This window comes from Streptomyces sp. W16 (assembly GCF_033194735.1).
GTDB lineage: Bacteria > Actinomycetota > Actinomycetes > Streptomycetales > Streptomycetaceae > Streptomyces.
In genome coordinates this window covers 20,578-38,766 of sequence record NZ_JAWOAI010000023.1, presented here as the reverse complement: position 1 = coordinate 38,766, position 18,189 = coordinate 20,578, and the positions used below count along the sequence as shown (strand labels likewise).

Annotated in this window: 10 protein-coding genes and 1 pseudogene; 8 read left to right on the top strand and 3 right to left on the bottom strand. The window is 69.8% G+C overall.

All coding sequences use genetic code 11. From position 1 onward, the window contains the following. From R6V09_RS05295 to R6V09_RS05285, 3 genes are all read left to right on the top strand, one after another. Positions 1-185 (top strand): hypothetical protein (locus R6V09_RS05295; protein ID WP_317880159.1); only part of this gene is annotated, 185 nt, incomplete at its 5' end. 51 nt (positions 186-236) lie between these two features. Then, positions 237-1,562, top strand: coding sequence for a UDP-glucose dehydrogenase family protein (locus R6V09_RS05290; protein WP_317880158.1), 1,326 nt, complete (start codon positions 237-239; stop codon positions 1,560-1,562). Between the two features lie 48 nt (positions 1,563-1,610). Next, positions 1,611-3,443, top strand: coding sequence for a glycoside hydrolase family 15 protein (locus tag R6V09_RS05285; RefSeq protein ID WP_317880157.1), 1,833 nt, complete (start codon positions 1,611-1,613; stop codon positions 3,441-3,443). Here the strand turns inward: R6V09_RS05285 and R6V09_RS05280 are convergent. The 3 genes and pseudogenes from R6V09_RS05280 to galE all read right to left on the bottom strand — a co-directional run bounded on the left by R6V09_RS05280 (position 3,337) and on the right by galE (position 9,699). Further along, complete coding sequence (locus R6V09_RS05280; protein ID WP_317880156.1) at positions 3,337-4,113, bottom strand: class I SAM-dependent methyltransferase; 777 nt, start codon at positions 4,111-4,113, stop codon at positions 3,337-3,339. The two genes, R6V09_RS05285 and R6V09_RS05280, sit on opposite strands and share 107 nt — an antisense overlap. A 7-nt stretch (positions 4,114-4,120) precedes the next feature. Further along, positions 4,121-8,470 (bottom strand): annotated as a pseudogene (locus tag R6V09_RS05270) (aminotransferase class I/II-fold pyridoxal phosphate-dependent enzyme). Between the two features lie 173 nt (positions 8,471-8,643). Further along, entirely contained in the window at positions 8,644-9,699 is a 1,056-nt protein-coding gene (gene galE, locus R6V09_RS05265; protein WP_317880153.1) for a UDP-glucose 4-epimerase GalE, read from the bottom strand. A gap of 251 nt (positions 9,700-9,950) precedes the next feature. Between galE and R6V09_RS05260 the strand changes: the two genes are divergently transcribed. From R6V09_RS05260 to R6V09_RS05240, 5 genes are all read left to right on the top strand, one after another. Continuing rightward, a complete protein-coding gene (locus R6V09_RS05260) occupies positions 9,951-11,300 on the top strand; it encodes an extracellular solute-binding protein (RefSeq protein WP_317880152.1) in 1,350 nt (449 codons plus the stop codon). After that, entirely contained in the window at positions 11,297-12,298 is a 1,002-nt protein-coding gene (locus R6V09_RS05255; protein WP_317880151.1) for a carbohydrate ABC transporter permease, read from the top strand. Before R6V09_RS05260 ends, R6V09_RS05255 begins: the two co-directional genes overlap by 4 nt. Continuing rightward, positions 12,295-13,158, top strand: coding sequence for a carbohydrate ABC transporter permease (locus R6V09_RS05250; RefSeq protein ID WP_317880150.1), 864 nt, complete (start codon positions 12,295-12,297; stop codon positions 13,156-13,158). The genes R6V09_RS05255 and R6V09_RS05250 overlap by 4 nt, the downstream gene beginning before the upstream one ends. A 33-nt stretch (positions 13,159-13,191) precedes the next feature. After that, a complete protein-coding gene (locus tag R6V09_RS05245) occupies positions 13,192-14,721 on the top strand; it encodes a glycosyl hydrolase family 28 protein (RefSeq protein ID WP_317880149.1) in 1,530 nt (509 codons plus the stop codon). A gap of 200 nt (positions 14,722-14,921) precedes the next feature. Next, the gene (locus R6V09_RS05240; protein ID WP_317880148.1) at positions 14,922-18,167 is read left to right on the top strand and encodes a putative Ig domain-containing protein; all 3,246 of its coding nucleotides are present in this window, start codon (positions 14,922-14,924) and stop codon (positions 18,165-18,167) included. The last annotated feature ends 22 nt before the right edge of the window (positions 18,168-18,189 follow it).

Below are 18,189 nucleotides of genomic sequence, written 5' to 3'. Positions count from 1 at the left end.
GCGCGGCACGGGCCGTCGGCTGGCTGCTCGACCATCCGGCAGAGGCCGCCGCCATGGGGCGCCAGGGCGGCCGGCGGGTACGCGGCGCCTTCGCGCCGCACGTCATGTGTACCGCCGTCGACGCCTGCTACCGCGGACTGCTGGGCCTTCCCGTCCAAGGACCTTCCGCGGGTCCCTCCCCCTGAACCGTCCATCGGGCTCGCGTTGCCGACGGAGAGCCGAACACGGAGATCCACATGCGCCTGACAGTCATCGGAACGGGTTACGTCGGAGCGGTCCACGCCGCGTGCATGGCGGAGATCGGGCACGAGGTCCTCGGCGTGGACACCGACGCCGAGCGGATCGCCGGGCTCGCCTGTGCCAGGCCGCCGTTCCGGGAGCCCGGCCTGTCCGAGATCCTGAGGCGGGCGGTGGACGCGGGCACCCTGCGTTTCACGACCTCGCCGGCCGAGGCCGCCCGGTTCGGCGACACACACTTCATCTGCGTCGGCACTCCACAGGACCCCGACTCGGGCGTTGCCGACCTGAGGTACGTCGACGCCGCTCTGGACGGTCTCCTGCCGCATCTGCGCCGCAGCGGATACCGGCGGGTCCTCGTGGTCGGCAAGTCCACCGTGCCGGTCGGTACGGCGGGTCGGCTGGCCGCGCGCCTGCACGTGGCCGCCCAGGACGGCGAAGTCGCGTGGAACCCGGAATTCCTGCGCGAGGGCTGCGCTGTCCGGGACGCCCTGCGGCCGGAACGCATTGTGGTGGGTGTCCGCTCCGACCAGGCAGAGGCCCGGTTGAGGGAGATCTACGCGCCTCTGCTGCAGGAGGGCACCCCGTTCATCGTCACCGACCCGGCCACCGCCGAACTGGTCAAGCTGGCCTCGAACTCCTTCCTCGCCACCAAGATCTCGTTCATCAACGCCATGGCGGAGATCTGCGACGCGACCGGCGCCGACGTGCTGACGTTGGCCGAGGCCATGGGCCGGGACTCCCGCATCGGCCCCCGCTTCCTCGCCCCCGGACTGGGCTACGGAGGCAGCTGCCTGCCCAAGGACATCCGCGCCTTCGCCGCCCTGGCCGACGAACTCGGCCAGGGCCGGTCGGCAGCCCTCCTCCGGCAGGTCGACGAGATCAACACACGACAGCGCACACGCTGCGTGGATCTGGCGCAGCGGCTGGCCGGAGGATCCTTCGCGGACCGGAACATCGCCGTGCTCGGCGCCTCCTTCAAGCCCCACAGCGACGACGTCCGCGACTCGCCGGCGCTCGCGGTCGCGGACGCGGTGCGGCGCCGGGGAGCCCAGGTCCGGGTGCACGACCCCGAGGCGGTCGACAATGCCCGGGCCGCGTACCCGGCGCTCCAGTTCGCCCTGGACGTGACCAAGGCGTGCGAGAAGGCGGACGTCGTGCTGCACCTGACGGAATGGCCCCAGTACCAGGAGCTCGACCCCGCCGCTCTCGCCGCCGTGGTCCGCACCCCGGCCATGGTCGACGCGCGCAACACGCTCGACCCGGCAGCCTGGCGTGCGGCGGGATGGACGCTGTGTGCGCCGGGGCGCCCCAGGCTCGGCTGAACGGCGGGAGGAACTCATGATCACCCGTGACTGCCGGTGGGTTCGGTCATGAGCGCGCTCATTGAGGACTACGCCCTCATCAGCGACCTGGAAACCGCCGCGATGGTGGGCAGGAACGGGTCGATCGACTGGCTGTGTCTGCCCCGCTTCGACTCACCGCCCTGCCTGGCCGCGCTGCTCGGCACGGCGGACAACGGATTCTGGCGGGTCGCGCCCGTCGCGAGCGGCATCTGCGCGCTCCGGTCGTACCGGCCGGACACTCTGGTCCTGGAATCGGAGTGGGCGACCGCGACCGGGGCGGTACGGGTCACGGACTTCATGCCGCCGCGCGCCCAACATCCCTGCATCGTAAGGCTGGTGGAGGGGCTGGAAGGGGCCGTGCACCTGCGCAGCGAGCTGCGGCTGCGCTTCCACCACGGCAGGGTCCTCCCCTGGATCAGGGTTACCGACGACTGCACCGTCGCGGTCGCCGGGCCGGACGCCGTATGGCTGCACGCCGACGGTCCGGTACGGGTGCGGCGCATCGTCGACCGGTCCGCCTCCACGGTCCTCGACTTCACCGTCCCGGCCGGACGACGGCTGGCGCTGACCCTGGTGTGGGCGCCGTCCCATCTGCCCGCGCTGCCCGCGCCGTTGTGCGTGCCCGCCGAGACGATCCTGAAGGAGACCGACGACTTCTGGTGGCGCTGGAGCGCCCAGTGCCGCTACGAGGGACCGTGGCGGGACGCCGTCGTACGGTCCCTGATCACGCTGAAGGCACTGACCTGCGCGCCCACCGGAGGTATCGTCGCGGCGCCCACCACCTCGCTGCCCGGCTGCATCGGCGGAGAGCGCAACTGGGACCACCGGTACTGCTGGCTGCGTGACTCCACCCTGACCCTGTCCTGTCTGCTGCGCAGCGGCTACCGCGACGAGGCGACCGCCTGGCTGGACTGGCTGGTGCGGGCCGTCGCGGGCGATCCCGCCGATCTGCAGACCGTGTACGGCGTCGGAGGGCAGCGTCTCCTGCCGGAGATCGAGGCACCCTGGCTGGCGGGCTACGAGGGCTCGCGGCCGGTACGGTTCGGGAACGCCGCGGTGAGCCAGCTCCAACTCGACGTGTACGGCGAGGTGCTGGACACCCTGCACCTCTCGCTGCGGGCCGGGATCCCGCTGCCGGCCCATGTGTGGGACCTGGTCGAGGCGCTCATGGGTCACCTCCTCGCGCACTGGCGCGAACCCGACCAGGGACTGTGGCAAGTCCGGGGCCCGGGGCGGCAGTTCGTCCACTCCAAGGTGATGGCGTGGGTGGCCGCCGACCGCGCATTGCGGATGGGGGAGCTGCTCGGCCGGAACGGCGCCTCGGGCCAGTGGCGTGCCATGCGGGACGAGGTGCACCGGCAGGTGTGCCGGCAGGGCTGGGACGCGGCGCAGGGGTCCTTCGTGCAGTCGTACGGCTCGTCGGCCCTCGACGCATCGGCCCTGCTGATTCCCCGGCTGGGTTTCCTCCCGGCCCGTGACGAGCGGGTGCTCGGCACCGTCCGGGCGATGCGCGGACTCACCCGCGGCGGGTTCGTGCGGCGGTACGCGCAGGGCACGGACGGTATGCGCGGTCGCGAGGGAGCGTTCGTCGCGTGCTCCCTCTGGTACGCCGACGCGCTCGCCGCCACCGGGCACCCGCGGCAGGCACGGGAGGCCTTCGAACGTGTCCTCGCGATCCGCAACGACGTCGGCCTGCTCTCCGAGCAGTGGGACCCGGACGCCGGCCGCCAACTGGGCAACACCCCCCAGGCGTTCAGCCACATCGCCCTGGTGGAGACGGCGTTCGCCCTGTCAGCAGGATCATCCCCGAGTCCCCGTAGTCCGGAAGGGTCGGATCGGAGTCGATCCGGGTCACGGTGAGCTCCTCTGTCAGCGGCGCGAACACCTCCCGGACCGTGTCCGGGTCCACGGGACAGCCCGGCCACCACGAGTCGCAGCCGATGCGGTACGTCGGCATGTTCTCCATGAACGCCGCCACCAGCCGCCCGCCCGGCACGACGGACCGCGCGAAGCGGCCGCAGAACTCCGTGAACTCCGCGAAGTCCTCGCTCGCGCCCTCCGCCACGAAGTGCATCGACGCCAGCTCGTAGCCGCCCGGCTCGACGGCCCGGACATCCGCGTGCACGACCCGCACGCGCGACAGCGCCGTCGACAGGTCCGCGGGAAGGTTCGGGTCGAGCCGCCGGCCCAGCTCGTAGAAGGGCAGCCAGCCGGCGTCGGGGCCGTTGCGGAGCTGCTTCGACAGATAGGCGACGTTCGCCGCGCCCGCCTCCACAGCGTCGATACGGTGGCTCGCCGAGGCGGCCAGCATCAGCGGGTACAGGTTGGGTCCGGCGCCGAACTCCAGGGACCGCGCGATGCTTCCGGGCGGGATGCGGCGGTAGAAGGCACAGTGGTGGGCGATCACCGCCGCGTCGCACGGATGCAACTCACGGTAGTTCTCGGCGAGATAGTCCTCGACGGGCCAACTGTCCCAGTCCACGTCGTCGTTGCGGATCGGCGGGGGAGAGGGCTCTGCGGGGCGGGGCATCCCGGGCTCAGCTCCTGCGCCGTAGGGCGAAGCGCCGAGAGGCCCCGGTCAGGGCGTCGTTGAGCCGGTCGATGTCCTCGTCGGAGTTGAGCGCCGTGATCTGCACCCGGAAGCCGACCCGGTCACGCGGCACCAGCGGGTAGGCGGCGAGGGTCACGTAGATGCCCCGGTCCCACAGGAATCCGGCGACCGCCTCCAGTTCGGACGCGTCGACGAGCGGGATCTCCACGATCGGCAGCCGATGGCCGGTGGGCGCGTCCAGACCGAGGGCGTCGACGTGGTCGAGGACCCGCACCGACTTGCGGTGCAGATCGGCGCGGATCGCGTCCCCCCGCCGGTCGTTGACCTCCAGACCGGCGAGCGCCGTGGCCAGCGAGGCCGTCGGCGAGGGGCCCGAGTACAGGTAGGGCGCCGCCGCGACCTTCAGGTGGTCCTTCAGCCGGGAGGGCAGCGCGAGGAAGGCCAACAGGGACGAGTACGCCTTGGAGAAGCCGCCGACGAGCACGATTTCGTCGTACGACTCGCCCGTGTGCCGCACCGCGCCGTTGCCCCGGGACCCGTACGGGCACAGCTCGTCCGCCGTCCGTTCCCCGATGACGCCGAAGCCGTGCGTGTCGTCGACGTACAGCGTCGCGCCCCGCTCCCGGCAGAGGCTGGCCAGCACGGGGAGATCGGGGATGCCGCCGGTCATGCTGTCGACGCCGTCCAGACACACGAGCCGGGGCGCGCCGGACGGTACGGCCCGCAGCAGGGCATCGAGTTCGTCGGGCCGGTCGGCGCGGAATCGACGCAGGGTCGCGCCCTGGCCGCGCGCCGACACACAGCCGTCGTACACCGTGCGGTGCGCCCTGGCCTCGACGAAGACGTGCCCCTGGTCGGCGAGGACGGGGATCACCGAGGCGTGGATCAGGGTGGCGGTCGGCAGCAGCAGCGTGTCCGGCGCGCCGAGCAGGGCGGTGAGCCGCTCCTCGATCGCGGGATACAGCTGGGGACTGCCCAGCAGCCGTGACCAGCTGGGGTGCGTGCCCCACTGCCGTACGGCCGGCTCGATCGCGTCCATGATCTCGGGGTCCCAGTCGAAGCCCAGGTAGTTGCAGGAGGCGAAGTCGATCAGCCAGTGGTCCCCGCTGCGGATGTGCCGGCCGCGCACCTCGTCCAGGACCGCGTCGCACATGGGGCTGGTCCGGCGCAGGTGTGCGAGCTCGGCCCAGCGTGGATCACGGCGGACTTTCCGGAGCCCGGCGGCGGTTTCTCGCATGGCGGTTGCTCCTTCTCAGCGGCCGTGGTGCCGCTGGTCGTGCCGCCGCAGGATCTGTTCGCCCTGCTCCACCGTCATCGGTCGCGCGAACAGGTACCCCTGCCCGAACCGGCAGCCGATACCGGCCAGGAGCTCCCGCTGCGCCGGCTCCTCGATGCCCTCGGCGATCACCTGAAGTCCGAGCGTGTCGGCGATGCGGACGATTCCCTCGACGAGCGCCACCTGTCTGGGATCCTGCGGGATGTCGTCGATGAACGTCTTGTCGATCTTGAGTACGTCGATGGGGAATTCCCGGAGATAGCGTAGCGAGGAGTACCCGGTCCCGAAATCGTCCACCGCGATCCGCACGCCCAGCCCCTTCAACTCCCGGGTGAGCGCGTCGATATGGTTGTCCCGCTGCATCAGCACCGACTCGGTGAGTTCCAGCTGCAGCGACCCCGGGACCAGCCCCGGGGTGTCGAGCGCCCGGCGCACCTCGTCCAGAAACCCCGTGTCCCGCCATTGCCGCGCGGACACGTTGACACTGATGTACGGCGGTGTCTCACACCGGCTGCCGTGCTGCAGCCGCGCCATGTCGGACGTGGCGTTCCGCAGCACCCAGGCGCCCAGCGGTGTGATCTGCCCGGTCTCCTCGGCGAGTGGGATGAACTGGCCAGGCAGTACCAGACCCCGCCGGGCGTGCGGCCAGCGGGCCAGCGCCTCGAAGCCGACCACCTCGTCCGCGGTGATGTCCACAACGGGCTGGTAGCGCAGCGCGAACTCCTCCCTGGCGATCGCGTTGTCCAGCCGCGCCTGCAGTTCGTGCCGCGCCGCCATCCGCTCATGCAGCTGGGGCTGGAAGCGACGCCACTGACGCTTTCCGGCGGCCTTGGCCGCGTACAGCGCCAGATCGGCATGGGCCAGCAGGTCCTCGGCGTCGGTGCTGTCCATCGCCGTGGCCACGCCCACACTGGCGGAGACGCTCACCGAGTCGTCGGCCAGCTGGAAGGGCCGGTTGAGGGTCTGGATCACCTGGGCGGCCAGCAACTCGGCGTCCAGGGGCTGCCTGGCGTCCTCCATCAGCACCGCGAACTCGTCACCCCCGAGCCGCGCCGCGGTGTCCGTGCGGCGCAGCGTCTCCGACAGACGCGCACCGACCGCGCCGAGGAGCCGGTCGCCGACCGAGTGGCCCAGCGTGTCGTTGACGATCTTGAAGTCGTCCAGGTCGACGAAGAGCAGGCAGGTGAGTGCCGGCTCCCGGCGGCCGCGCAGCAGAGCGCGCTCGGTGCGCTCCAGGAGCAGCGTCCGGTTGGGCAGTCCGGTCAGCGAGTCGTGGAAGGCCCGCTGGGTCAGCTCGTGCTCCAGCTGCCGCTGTTCGGTCACGTCCCGGAGGGTCACCACCAGCCCGCCCACGGTCTTGTCCTGCCGCAGGTCGCGGCAGCGCACCTCCACCTCGATACGAGTGCTGTCCCGCAGCACCCACCAGTGGTCGTGGGCCTCCTCCCGCCGGTCCTCGCACAGGTCCTTGAGCGTCCGGTCCGCCCGGTCGCGGTCCCGTGGATCCAGCAGGTCCCGCAGTGCCGTACCGCTGAGCCGGGCGCTGCCGAACACGGCCTCGGCGGACGGGCTGGCGTACCGGACGGTCCAGTCGTCGTCGACGATGAGGATGACGTCCGAAGCGTTGCGCACCAGGGTGCGGAAGTACGCCTCGCTCTCCTTGCGGCTGATCTCCTGCCGCAGCGCGATGCGTTCCATCGCCAGGCCCGCGTGCGAGGCCAGGATCTCCAGCGTGCCGCGCATCTCGCCGAGCCGGTGTTCGGGCCCCGCCGCGAGCAGCACGCCCGGCAGTTCGCCTCCGGCCGGCCTGCCGGGCTGGACCATGGGACACACCAGGGCGGTCGGCAGGCCGTCGAGTCCGCCGGCCGTCTGCGGCCCGAGCGCGGCGGTGGGAACCATGAGCGTGCGGTGCAGGGCGAGAGCGGTCCGGCCGGCGCCGTCCCGGCCGAAGGACCGGTCGAGCAGCGCGTAGAGATCCTGGGCGTGTTCTGCCGACAGAACCGTGCTGCTGTGCTCGATCCCCGGTCCGAACAGTGCGCTCACCGCCGAGGCGCAGGTCTGCTCTATCTCCTGCGGCCGTGCCGCCGCCACCAGGGAGGCGGTCGCCGCACGCAGCGCCAGCTCACGGGTCACCGCCTTGCGATGGGCCACGACCATGCCCGCGAGCCTCAGGATCACCAGCAGGAACAGGAGACACGAGAAGACGGCGAGCACGGTCGCGTCCCGCACGTTGCCCGAATGCCCCTCGTAGAGCAGGATCGCGGGCGCGATCAGGGTGGCCCCGGTGAGCAGCGGCAGCCGCCACCGCTGGGGCGGAAGCGCGGATTCCGGTGGGGACTCCGGTGCGGTCAGCTCCGCCATGGACGGATGCAGCGCGGCCAGTCCCCAGGCCGTGTAGAAGACGATCCAGCCGGAGTCCAGCAGCGTGCCGGCCTGCCACATGTCGTTCAGCTGCAGGATCCCGTACGCGATGTCGAAGCCGAGCAGGGTGAGGGTGCCCAGGACCAGCAGCTGCACGGCGCGGTTGCGGCCGGAGACCGGGCTGGGGGTGAGCAGCCTGGCCAGCATGGCCAGCACCAGGACGTCGCCGAGAGGATAGGCGATGCTGATGGCCCGCTGCTGCCAGGTCAGGCCCTCCACCTGGGTCAGCGGCTGCACCAGATACACCCAGACCGGCAGGGCCAGGCCGGCGGTGATGATCAGGGCGTCCAGCAGGCTGGGCAGGTCACGGTCCGCCCAGCGGTACCGGACCAGGCCGAAGAGGCCCGCCGCGAAGAGCGGATAGGTGGCGAGGTAGCACGCGTCCGCGGGGGAGGGGAACGGATTGGACGCGTGAAAGTACTCCTCCAGCACGTTGTAGGAGGTGTCGCCCGCGATGAAGGTCAGCAGTCCGCCGGCCAGCGCCCACCAGGGCCAGCGGTGCGCCGGCCGGTGGATGTGCACGCCGGTGAGTACGGCGGCGACGCCACTCAGCCCGATCACGGCCCAGAGTGGTGTGCGCGTCGCCGGGATGGACATGTACAGGCCGGTGACGACCACGACCAGCGTGATGTACACGGCCATCAACCGGTGAGCCAGATGCAAGGGGGAACGCCTCCCCGAGTCGGAGGTCACCGGGCCGCGAACGACTCGTCAATGATGAGATACAGGTTCAAAGCGTAGGCACGGCGGGCGCCGGGCTGCATCTCGTCACCGAGTGCCCGGCTGCCCCACCGTTCCGTGTTCGGCCGCGCGCCTCATCGCTTCGTGTTCGGCCGGCGCGCGGAGTCGGTGTAGCCGTGCGGGTTCTGCCGCTGGAAGCGCCAGGCGTCGCGGCAGATGTCGGTCAGGTCCCGGGTGGGCCGCCAGCCCCAGGCGCGCGCCACCGCGCTCGCGTCGGCCACGAGCTCGGGCACGTCGCCCGGGCGGCGCGGCACGACCTCGTACGGAACGGGACGGCCGCACGCCGCGGAGAACGCGGCGACGACATCGAGGACCGAACTGCCCCGGCCGGCGCCCAGGTTGTACACATGCAGGCCCGGCTCGTCGGCCAGGTGGTCGAGCGCGATGCGGTGGGCCTCGACGGTGTCCATGATGTGCAGGTAGTCGCGGATCCCGGTGCCGTCCCGCGTGGGGTAGTCGCCGCCGAACACGGGGAGCCGTTCCCGTCGGCCGACGGCGACCTGTGCCACGTACGGCAGCAGGTTGCCGGGTGTGCCGCGGGGGTCCTCGCCGAGCAGCCCGCTGGGGTGGGCGCCGGCCGGGTTGAAGCAGCGCAGGCACAGCACGGTGTATTCGGGGCACCTGCGGCAGACGTCGGCGAGTATGTGCTCGCAGATCCACTTGGAGGCCGCGTACGGGTTGACGGGCCGGGCCGGGGTGGCTTCGTCGAGCGGGCCGTGTCCGGCGTCGCCGTAGAGCGCGGCGGTGGAGGAGAACACGAGCTGGTGCACCCCGTGCTCGTGCATGGTCCGCAACAGGGCGGTCGTGCCGCCGACGTTGGTGTCGTAGTACTCGACGGGCCTTCGGGTCGAGGGACCCGCGGCCTTGTACGCGGCGAAGTGCAGGACGGCGTCGACGGGATGGCGGTCGAAGACGGCCGAGAGGGCGGGCCGGTCACGGACGTCCAGTTCGTAGACGGCACCGGCGAAGCGGCCGGCGATCCGTTCGACCCGGGCGAAGGCCTGCGGCGTGCTGCTGGAGTAGTCGTCGACCACGATCAACTCATAGCCGTGGTCGAGCAGTTCGACACAGGCATGACTCCCGATGAAACCGGCTCCGCCAGTGACGAGGATGGTCGACGGCGGGCTCATCAGTCCGGCTCCTCACTGCCAGACATCGTACGTTTACGACGTATACAGCAAACTTTGAACCCTTTCGCGACGGGAGTCAAGCGGCGACAGCCCTCTGGCAACCGGTTTCTGGCGAGACGCGTTACGTTGCCGTGTCCGTGAGCTTACCCAGTCTTTTCGAAAGTTCGCCCAAGGTCTTGACGCCGTTTCCGAGCCGGAAGAAGCTCTGCCCCAACGCGTGACAACCGGTTTCTATTGGAGGTGGTGCGGTCATGCACCCACGTGCTGGTGCTCCCCTGAGCCGCCGACGATTTCTCGCCCTCTCGGCAACCGGTGCCGCGACCGGCGCGGCGGCGCTGAACGGCTGCGCCCTCCAGGTGTCGACCGGGGTGAGCGGAGCGGGCGAGACCATCACGGTGATGGCGAAGGCCGACGACCTGGGCCCCGACCTGGTCAAGCAGGCCCAGAAGGACACCGGCATCGCCATCAAGCGGGTGGACTACGACATCACCAAGCTGATCGCGATGCTCACCAGCGGCAACCCGCCGGACCTGGTGCGCGGGGTCGGCGCGGTGGACGCAGCGTTCTACGCCGCGCGGGACGTGATGCAGGAACTGGACCCCTACTTCGCCACGAGCAGCGTCCTGCGGCCCGACGACCTGGACGCGGTCAACAACCTGTGGCGCTACGACGGAAAGGTCCAGGGCAAGGGCCCCCGCTACGGCATGGCCAAGGACTTCTCCCAGGACTCCATGTACTGGTACAACACCGCCGCCTTCGACAAGAAGGGCGTCGCCTACCCGTCAGAGACCGAACCCATCACCTTCGAGGAGTGGCTGGACCATGCCCAGCACCTCGTACAGCGTTCGAAGGGCCAGACGACCGTCTTCGGCGGCAGCTACAACGGCCTGGTCAAACTCACGCTCATGGCGACCATGACCGCCTCCGCCGGCGGCAGCCTGTTCGCCGACGACTTCTCCAAGGTCGACTTCACCACCCCCGAGGCCCGCAAGGCGCTGGCCTGGTACCTGGACTACTGCCGGCTCAAGGTCGGACCCAGCGCCGTCCTGCCCGACCCCAACGGCTGGGACGGCCCCACCTACCAGGCCGGCCGGATGGCCATGTCGAACAACGGCTACTGGATGGGCGGCATGATCGGCACCGACAAGAAACTGGCCCAGGTCTCCCGGCTGGCACCCGCCCCCGTCTTCGCGGGCGGCCCCCGGATCAGCGCCTGCCAGGGCGGCACCGGCATGTGGATGCCCCGCAAGTCGAAGAACAAGGACGTCGCCTGGCGGATCTTCGAGTGGTTCTTCGGCGAGGCACCGGCCAAGGCCCGCGCCTCCAGCGGCTGGGGCATCCCCACCCTGAAGTCCCTAAGACCTCTGATGCCCCATCAGGAGGACTTCCAGAAACGGACGTTGAACGCACAGCAGAACGAGCTGAAGCACTTCTCGGTGGTCGCCGTCTCCCCGTACATCTCGGGCGACGCCTTCGAGTCCCTCTTCAACCAGGCCGCCACGCCCGCGATGAAGGGCGAGATGTCCGTCGACCGCCTCGCCGGACGCCTCAACTCGGTCATCAACGAACAGATCAAACGCGGGAAGGAGCAGGTGGGATGACGGTCGATCAGGCATCCTCGCCGGTCGTCGGACGGCCACGCCCGACCGCGAAGGCCGGCCGGACCCGGTCAGCCGCGCGCACCGGCCCCTCGATGACGACGCGCAAGCACCGCGCGTTCTACATGTTCGCCTCACCGTGGATCATCGGCTTCTCGCTGCTGACCATCGCGCCCATGGCGTACGCGCTGTGGCTGAGTTTCACCACGTACGACGGCATCTCCCCGCACTGGCACTACGTCGGCCTCGGCAACTACCGCGAGCTGATGGGCGATTCGGTCACCTGGGACGCCCTGGGCCGGGCCGGTCTGTTCGCGCTGCTCTCCGTGCCGCTGTCGATCATCGCCGGACTGGCGCTCGCCGTCCTCGTCAACCGGCCCATGAAGGGACGCGGGCTCTTCCGCACCCTGCTCTATCTGCCCGCCGTGGTACCGCCGGTGGGCGCGGGCATCGCCTTCAAGAACCTCTTCGACCAGAACTCCGGTGCCGCCAACGGCGCTCTGACCTTCTTCGGCTTCGACGCGATCGGCTGGCTGGCCGACCCCTACGCCCGCTACGTCCTCGTCATGACGGTGCTCTGGGCCGCCGGAAACATCATGATCATCTCGCTGGCGGGGCTCCAGGACGTCCCCCGCGAACTCCACGAGGCGGCCCGCATCGACGGCGCGAGCGCCTGGCGCACCTTCCGCAGCATCACCGTGCCGCTGCTGTCGCCGGTACTGCTCTTCCAGACCGTGACCGGGGTGATCGCCTCGGTGCAGACCATCATGCCGATGCTGCTCGCCCCCGTACCCGGCACGGGCGGCCTCACCTCGATCCCGCAGTCCAACTACACCTACATGATCCATGTGTTCGCGGAGTACTTCGCGCTCGGCCGCTACGGATACGCCTCCGCACTGCTGTGGGTGCTCTTCGTCCTGATCCTCATCGCGACCGGACTCATCTTCAAGTTCACCTCGGGAGTGGTGTTCTACAACGTCGGCCCGGAGGCGCAGAAGTGACCACCACCAGCGTGAACCCCAAGTCCCCGGCCCGCACGCGGATACGCGTGAACCGGCTCGTCCTCTACACGGCGCTCGTCGTCATCACCGGCCTGTTCCTCGGCCCGTTCGGCTGGCTGATCCTCACCGGCCTCAAGGCCCCGGCCGAGCTGGCCGCCGCCCCGGTGCACTGGCTGCCGACGCACTTCGAGTGGCACAACTTCGTCGATGCCTACCGGGCCGTCGACTTCCTCGGCTACGCCTGCAACTCCCTGATCATCGCGACCATTTACGCGACTCTCGTCACCCTCAGCTCCGCCTGGGTGGGCTTCGGCTTCGCCCGGCTGACCGCGCCCGGCAAGAAGGTGCTGTTCGGCATCCTCATCGGCTCGATGATGCTGCCCCAGATGATCACGCTGCTGCCGACCTACCTGATCTTCGCCAAGTTCGGCATGGTCGACACCTACTGGCCGTGGGTGCTGTGGGGTCTGTCCTCCGCGCCGTATCTCGTCTTCCTCTTCCGCCAGTTCTTCGCGGGCCTGCCCCGTGAACTGGAGGAGGCGGCCATCGTCGACGGCTGCGGCTACGGCGGGATCTTCTGGCGGATCTTCCTGCCACAGTCCTGGCCGGTGCTCTCGGCGAGCTTCGTCATCGCCTTCACCTGGACCTGGGGCGACTACATCGCGCCCCAACTCCTGCTCTCCACCGACCACTCCACCCTCGCCGTCGCGGTGATGACCACCTACGTCTCGGCGGCCGGCACCCCCAGCACCAACCTCCAGGCCGCCGCCTCCGTGATGTACGTCGTCCCCATCCTCCTGATCTTCCTCGTCGCCCAGCGCGGGTTCGTCGCCGGGATGTCGACGAGTGGTCTCAAGTAGCCCTGCCTTTCGCCCTGTTGCAAGGAGTCACGTATGAACACGCCCCTGTCCCGTCGTACGGCCCTCCAGGCCGCCGGTGCCACCGCGCTCGCCGCCGGCCTTTCCGGACTGACCGCGACGGCGGCCCACGCTTCCGGCGGCCACAACTCCCGCCCCAAGCTGGTCACTTACCCGCGCCCGACAACCATGCCGACCAACACCAGCTTCCAGGTGCGGGTCCGCACCGCCCCCGACGGCGCCTGGCAGACCCTCGACATCTACCGGCCGCAGTTCGAGGAGATCAACGCGAACACCGGGTCGGGCAAGGTCTACAGCTCGTCGATGGCGTACTTCGACTTCAACGGCTCGGTCGAGATCGAGGTGACGTACCTCAAGGGCGGCACGACCAAGGCCCGGGTGAGACCGGACTCGTACGGCATCACGCCCGAACTCCTCGGCGACACCCTTCGGTTCACCCTCGACGAGCCCAAGGACATCGTCGTCCAGATCAACGACGAGATATTCGACGCCCTGCACCTCATCACCAACCGCGTCGAGCACCACGCCCCGTCCGCCGACGACCCGAACGTCATCTACTTCGGCCCCGGCGTCCACACCGTCACCGGCAACGTCCTCACCGTCCCCAGCGGCAAGACCGTCTACCTCGCGGGCGGCGCCGTCCTGACCGCGCAGGTCTACTTCAAGGACGTGGAGAAGTCCCGCCTCATCGGGCGCGGAGTGCTGTACAACAACCCCGGCGGCGCCATCCTCTGCGAGGGCAGCAAGAACATCCGCGTCGAGGACGTCATCATCCTCAACCCGGCTGGTTACGCGGGCACGTTCGCCGAGAGCGACAACGTCCACATCAAGAAGGCGCGCGCCTTCAGCTCGAAGGGCAACGGCGACGGCTTCGACGTCTTCTCCTCGACCGGGATCACCTTCGACGGCTGCTTCATGCGCAACTCCGACGACTGCATCGCCATTTACTGCCACCGCTGGAACTACTACGGCGACACCCGCGACATCACCGTCAAGAACTGCACCTTGTGGGCAGATGTCGCCCACCCGATCAACGTCGGGACGCACGGCAACTCCGACGCGCCCGAGACGATCGAGAACCTCGTCATCAAGAACATCGACATCCTCGACCACCGCGAACCCCAGATGAACTACCAGGGCTGCATCGCCCTCAACCCCGGCGACTCCAACCTGATCAAGAACGTCCGCATCGAGGACGTACGGATCGAGGACTTCCGCTGGGGCCAGGTCATCTACATGAAGGTCATGTACAACACGAAGTACAACACCTCGGTGGGCCGCGGCATCGACGGCGTCTACGTCAAGAACCTCAGCTACACGGGCACACACGCCAACCCGTCGCTCTTCCTCGGCTACGACGCCGAACACGCCATCCACAACGTCACGTTCGAGAACCTGGTGATCAACGGACTGGTCGTCGCCGACTCGATGAAGAAGCCGAGCTGGTACTACACCACCGACGCCGTCCAGTGGTTCTACAACGAGCACGTCATCAACCTGAAGTTCCTGACCACCGCCGAAGCCGAGGCGGCTGCCGCGTCATGACGATCCCGACACCTAGGCGCTCCGCGGGGAGGGGTCTTCGGCCGTCTGCGGCGCCGTCGTGGCTGGTCGCGCAGTTCCCCGCGCCCCTTCAGGGGGTTGCCGAACCGGCGTCTACTAGTCGTCCGGTTGCGCTTAGCCGCCGGGGATTCCTCGGCGGCGCCGCCGCCCTCCTGCTGGCCTCGGGGGCGAGCGGACTGCTCGTGCCCGGCCGGGCCGCTGCCGCCCAGGACTACGCCGAGGTGACCTTCACTCACCCCGGCCTGCTGCACACCGCCGACGACCTCGCCCGGATCAAAGCCGCGGTCGCCGCCAAGCAATCCCCGGTCTACGACGGCTACTTGGCGCTCGCCGCCCACGCTCGCTCCTCCGCGTCGTACGCCGTGCAGAACACCGGCCAGATCACCACCTGGGGCCGCGGCCCCGCCAACTACCAGAACCAGGCCGTCGCCGACTCGGCCGCCGCCTACCAGAACGCCCTCATCTGGTCCGTCACCGGCGACATCGCCCAGGCCGACAAGGCCCGCGACATCCTCAACGCCTGGTCCGCCTCGCTCACCGCCATCACCGGAGCCGACGGACCGCTCGGCGCGGGCCTCCAGGCCTTCAAGTTCGTCAACGCGGCCGAACTCCTCCGCCACACCGGCTACGACGGCTGGAGCGCCGCCGACATCGCCCGCTGCGAGGACTCCTTCCTCCGCGTCTGGTACCCGGCCCTGTCCTGCTACATGCTCTACGCCAACGGCAACTGGGACCTGACGTCCCTTCAATCCCTCCTGGCCATGGGCGTGTTCTGCGAGGAGCCCACCCTCTTCTACGACGCGCTCCGCTTCGCCGCGGCCGGCGCGGGCAACGGCAGCGTCCTCCACCGCATCGTCACCGCCGCCGGCCAGGGCCAGGAGAGCGGCCGGGACCAGGGCCACGAACAACTCGCGGTCGGCCTCCTCGCGGACGCCGCGCAGGTCGCCTGGAACCAGGGCGTCGACCTCTGGGGCTTCGACGACAACCGCATCCTCGCCAACGTCGAGTACGCCGCCCGCTACAACCTCGGCGGCGACGTCCCCTTCGTCCCCGACCTGGACCGCACCGGCAAGTACATCAAGCTGGCGGTCTCGCCCACCTCGCGCGGCACCCTGCCGCCCATCTACGAGATGGCGTACGCGCATTACGCCGGTGTGCGCGGCCTCGACACCCCGTACACGAAGAACGCCGTCTTCCGAGGCACCGGCGGCACCCGGGTCGTCGAGGGCAGCAACGACGACCTGCCGAGCTGGGGCACCTTCGCCTACGCCGGTGCCACGGCACCCTCGGCGACCGTGCCGGCACCAGCTGCCGGTGTCACGGCGGTCGGCAACAGCCGTTCGGTCACGGTGAGTTGGCTGCCGTCGACCTGGGCCGACTCCTACACGGTCCTGCGGGCGAGCGACGTGGACGGCCGTTACGAGAGGATCGCGTCGGGGGTCGGGCAGCCGACGTACACCGACCGCGACGTGCACGCCGGACGGACGTACTACTACACGGTCAAGGCCTTCAACACCCTTGGGCAGAGTGGAAGTTCGGCATGGGCAGCTGCCTCCGCAGGGCTCCCCGAGCCCTGGTCGACCCAGGACGTCGGGGACGTGAAGATCCCCGGTTCGGCTGCCTTCGACGGCGAGCGCTTCGTCCTGGAGGCGAGCGGCACCGCCGACACCTACCGTCTCGCCCACCTCCCATTGCGCGGCGACGGCACGGTCACCGCGCGGATCGTGTGGCCGCTCAGCTCGCAGTACTCCAAGATCGGCGTCACTGTCCGCGCCTCCCTCGACGCGGACGCGGCGCACGCCTCGATGCTGATCCAGGGACTGCCGTTGCACACCTGGAGCGGGGTGTGGACGGTACGCCCGTCGGACGGCGCGGAGGTCTCCGCCACCGGCAGCACACCCGTACCGCCCTCGCAGCAGCAGGCGATCACAGTGAATGCGGCCTTCCCGATCTCCAACCTCGGCACGCTGCCCGAGTCGGCGACCCCGCTGGAGGCGCCGTACGTCGAGGGTGCGGGCGACGGCTACCGGCTGCGGGCGCCCTACTGGGTGCGGGTGACCCGCAAGGGCGCGCGCTGCACCGGCGCCATCTCACCGGACGGCCTCCACTGGGCCGAAGTCGGCTCCACCGAGGTCGAGTTGGGGCGCACCGCATACGCGGGCCTCGCCCTCACCTCCTGCCTCGGTGTCGACCAGGACTACGCCGAGACCGGCACCGGTGCCTTCGACAACGTCGGCGTGACCTCCTCGTCCGGCACGGTCTGGCGTGTGCCCAGGCCGGCCCGCGCCGTCACTGACCTGCGCGCTGAAATCGGTGCCGACGCGGTCGAGTTGGCCTGGAGCGACCCGGACCTCTCCGCCGAGTACACGGTCCTGCGCGCCACCCGCGCCGCCGGACCGTACGAGACGCTCGCCACCCGCGTCGGCCCGGTCGGCTTCGGCACTCGCGTCCGGTACGCGGACGCGACGTGCACGCCGGGAACGACGTACCACTACACGGTCGCGAAGACCAACGCCGGTGGCCGTGGCCCGCGTTCGGCACCGGTGAGCGCTCTGATGCCTACTCCTGCCACCCCCCAACTCACCTCCGCGAACGCCGTGTTCACGAACGAAGGGGCAGCCTTCCGCTATCTGCTGCGGGCCTCGCACGAGCCAGTGCGGTTCACCGCGGACGGCCTGCCCGCCGGGCTGCGCATCGACCGGCGTACCGGGCTCATCTCCGGATTCCCCACGGAGACAGGAAAGTTCACGGCCGCGACCACCGCCACCAACGCCTCAGGGACCGCCACCGGAGCCCTGTCCCTCACCATCGGCACCGCGCCGCCCACGCCGTGGACGTACGGCGATCTCGGCGACACCGTGCTCGACGACCGTGACTTCGGGACGCTGGGCGTGGTGGCGATCACCACGCCGGGCAGTACGTCGTACGACGGCGGGACCTTCACCGTGCGGGGCGCGGGCGTGGACCTGAACGCCAACGGCCAGGGAATGACAGGACAGTTCGTCCGGCGGCCGGTCAGCGGGGACTGCGAGGTCGTTGCCCGGCTCGTCTCCCGCAGTGGAGTCACGGCCGACCGGGTCGGGTTGCTCATGGCGAAGTCGCTGTCGCCGTTCGACCAGGCGGCGGGCGCCATCGTCACCGGTGGGGCCAGTGCGCAGCTCATGCTCCGCAAGACCGTGGCCGGTGCCTCCGCCTTCACCGGCGGTGCCGCCGTCTCCCTCCCCGCCCTGCTGCGGTTGAAGCGCGCCGGGACCGCGTTCAGCGCAGCAGTGTCCACCGATGACGGTGTCACCTGGACCCCCCTCGCCGACGGAGAGATCCCCGGCTTCGGTGACGCCCCCTATTACGTCGGCCTGGTGGTCTGCTCGCGCAGTCAACCGGTCCGCTGCACCACGGAGTTCGACGAGGTGAGCATCACGCCCACCTGATCCTCCACGGATTGGAGATGCA

Bases quoted from the DNA above. Each gene is read 5' to 3' on its own strand.
- R6V09_RS05290 (WP_317880158.1), top strand. From the start codon at position 237: ATGCGCCTGACAGTCATCGGAACGGGTTACGTCGGAGCGGTCCACGCC.
- R6V09_RS05285 (WP_317880157.1), top strand. From the start codon at position 1,611: ATGAGCGCGCTCATTGAGGACTACGCCCTCATCAGCGACCTGGAAACC.
- R6V09_RS05280 (WP_317880156.1), bottom strand. From the start codon at position 4,113: ATGCCCCGCCCCGCAGAGCCCTCTCCCCCGCCGATCCGCAACGACGAC.
- galE (WP_317880153.1), bottom strand. From the start codon at position 9,699: ATGAGCCCGCCGTCGACCATCCTCGTCACTGGCGGAGCCGGTTTCATC.
- R6V09_RS05260 (WP_317880152.1), top strand. From the start codon at position 9,951: ATGCACCCACGTGCTGGTGCTCCCCTGAGCCGCCGACGATTTCTCGCC.
- R6V09_RS05255 (WP_317880151.1), top strand. From the start codon at position 11,297: ATGACGGTCGATCAGGCATCCTCGCCGGTCGTCGGACGGCCACGCCCG.
- R6V09_RS05245 (WP_317880149.1), top strand. From the start codon at position 13,192: ATGAACACGCCCCTGTCCCGTCGTACGGCCCTCCAGGCCGCCGGTGCC.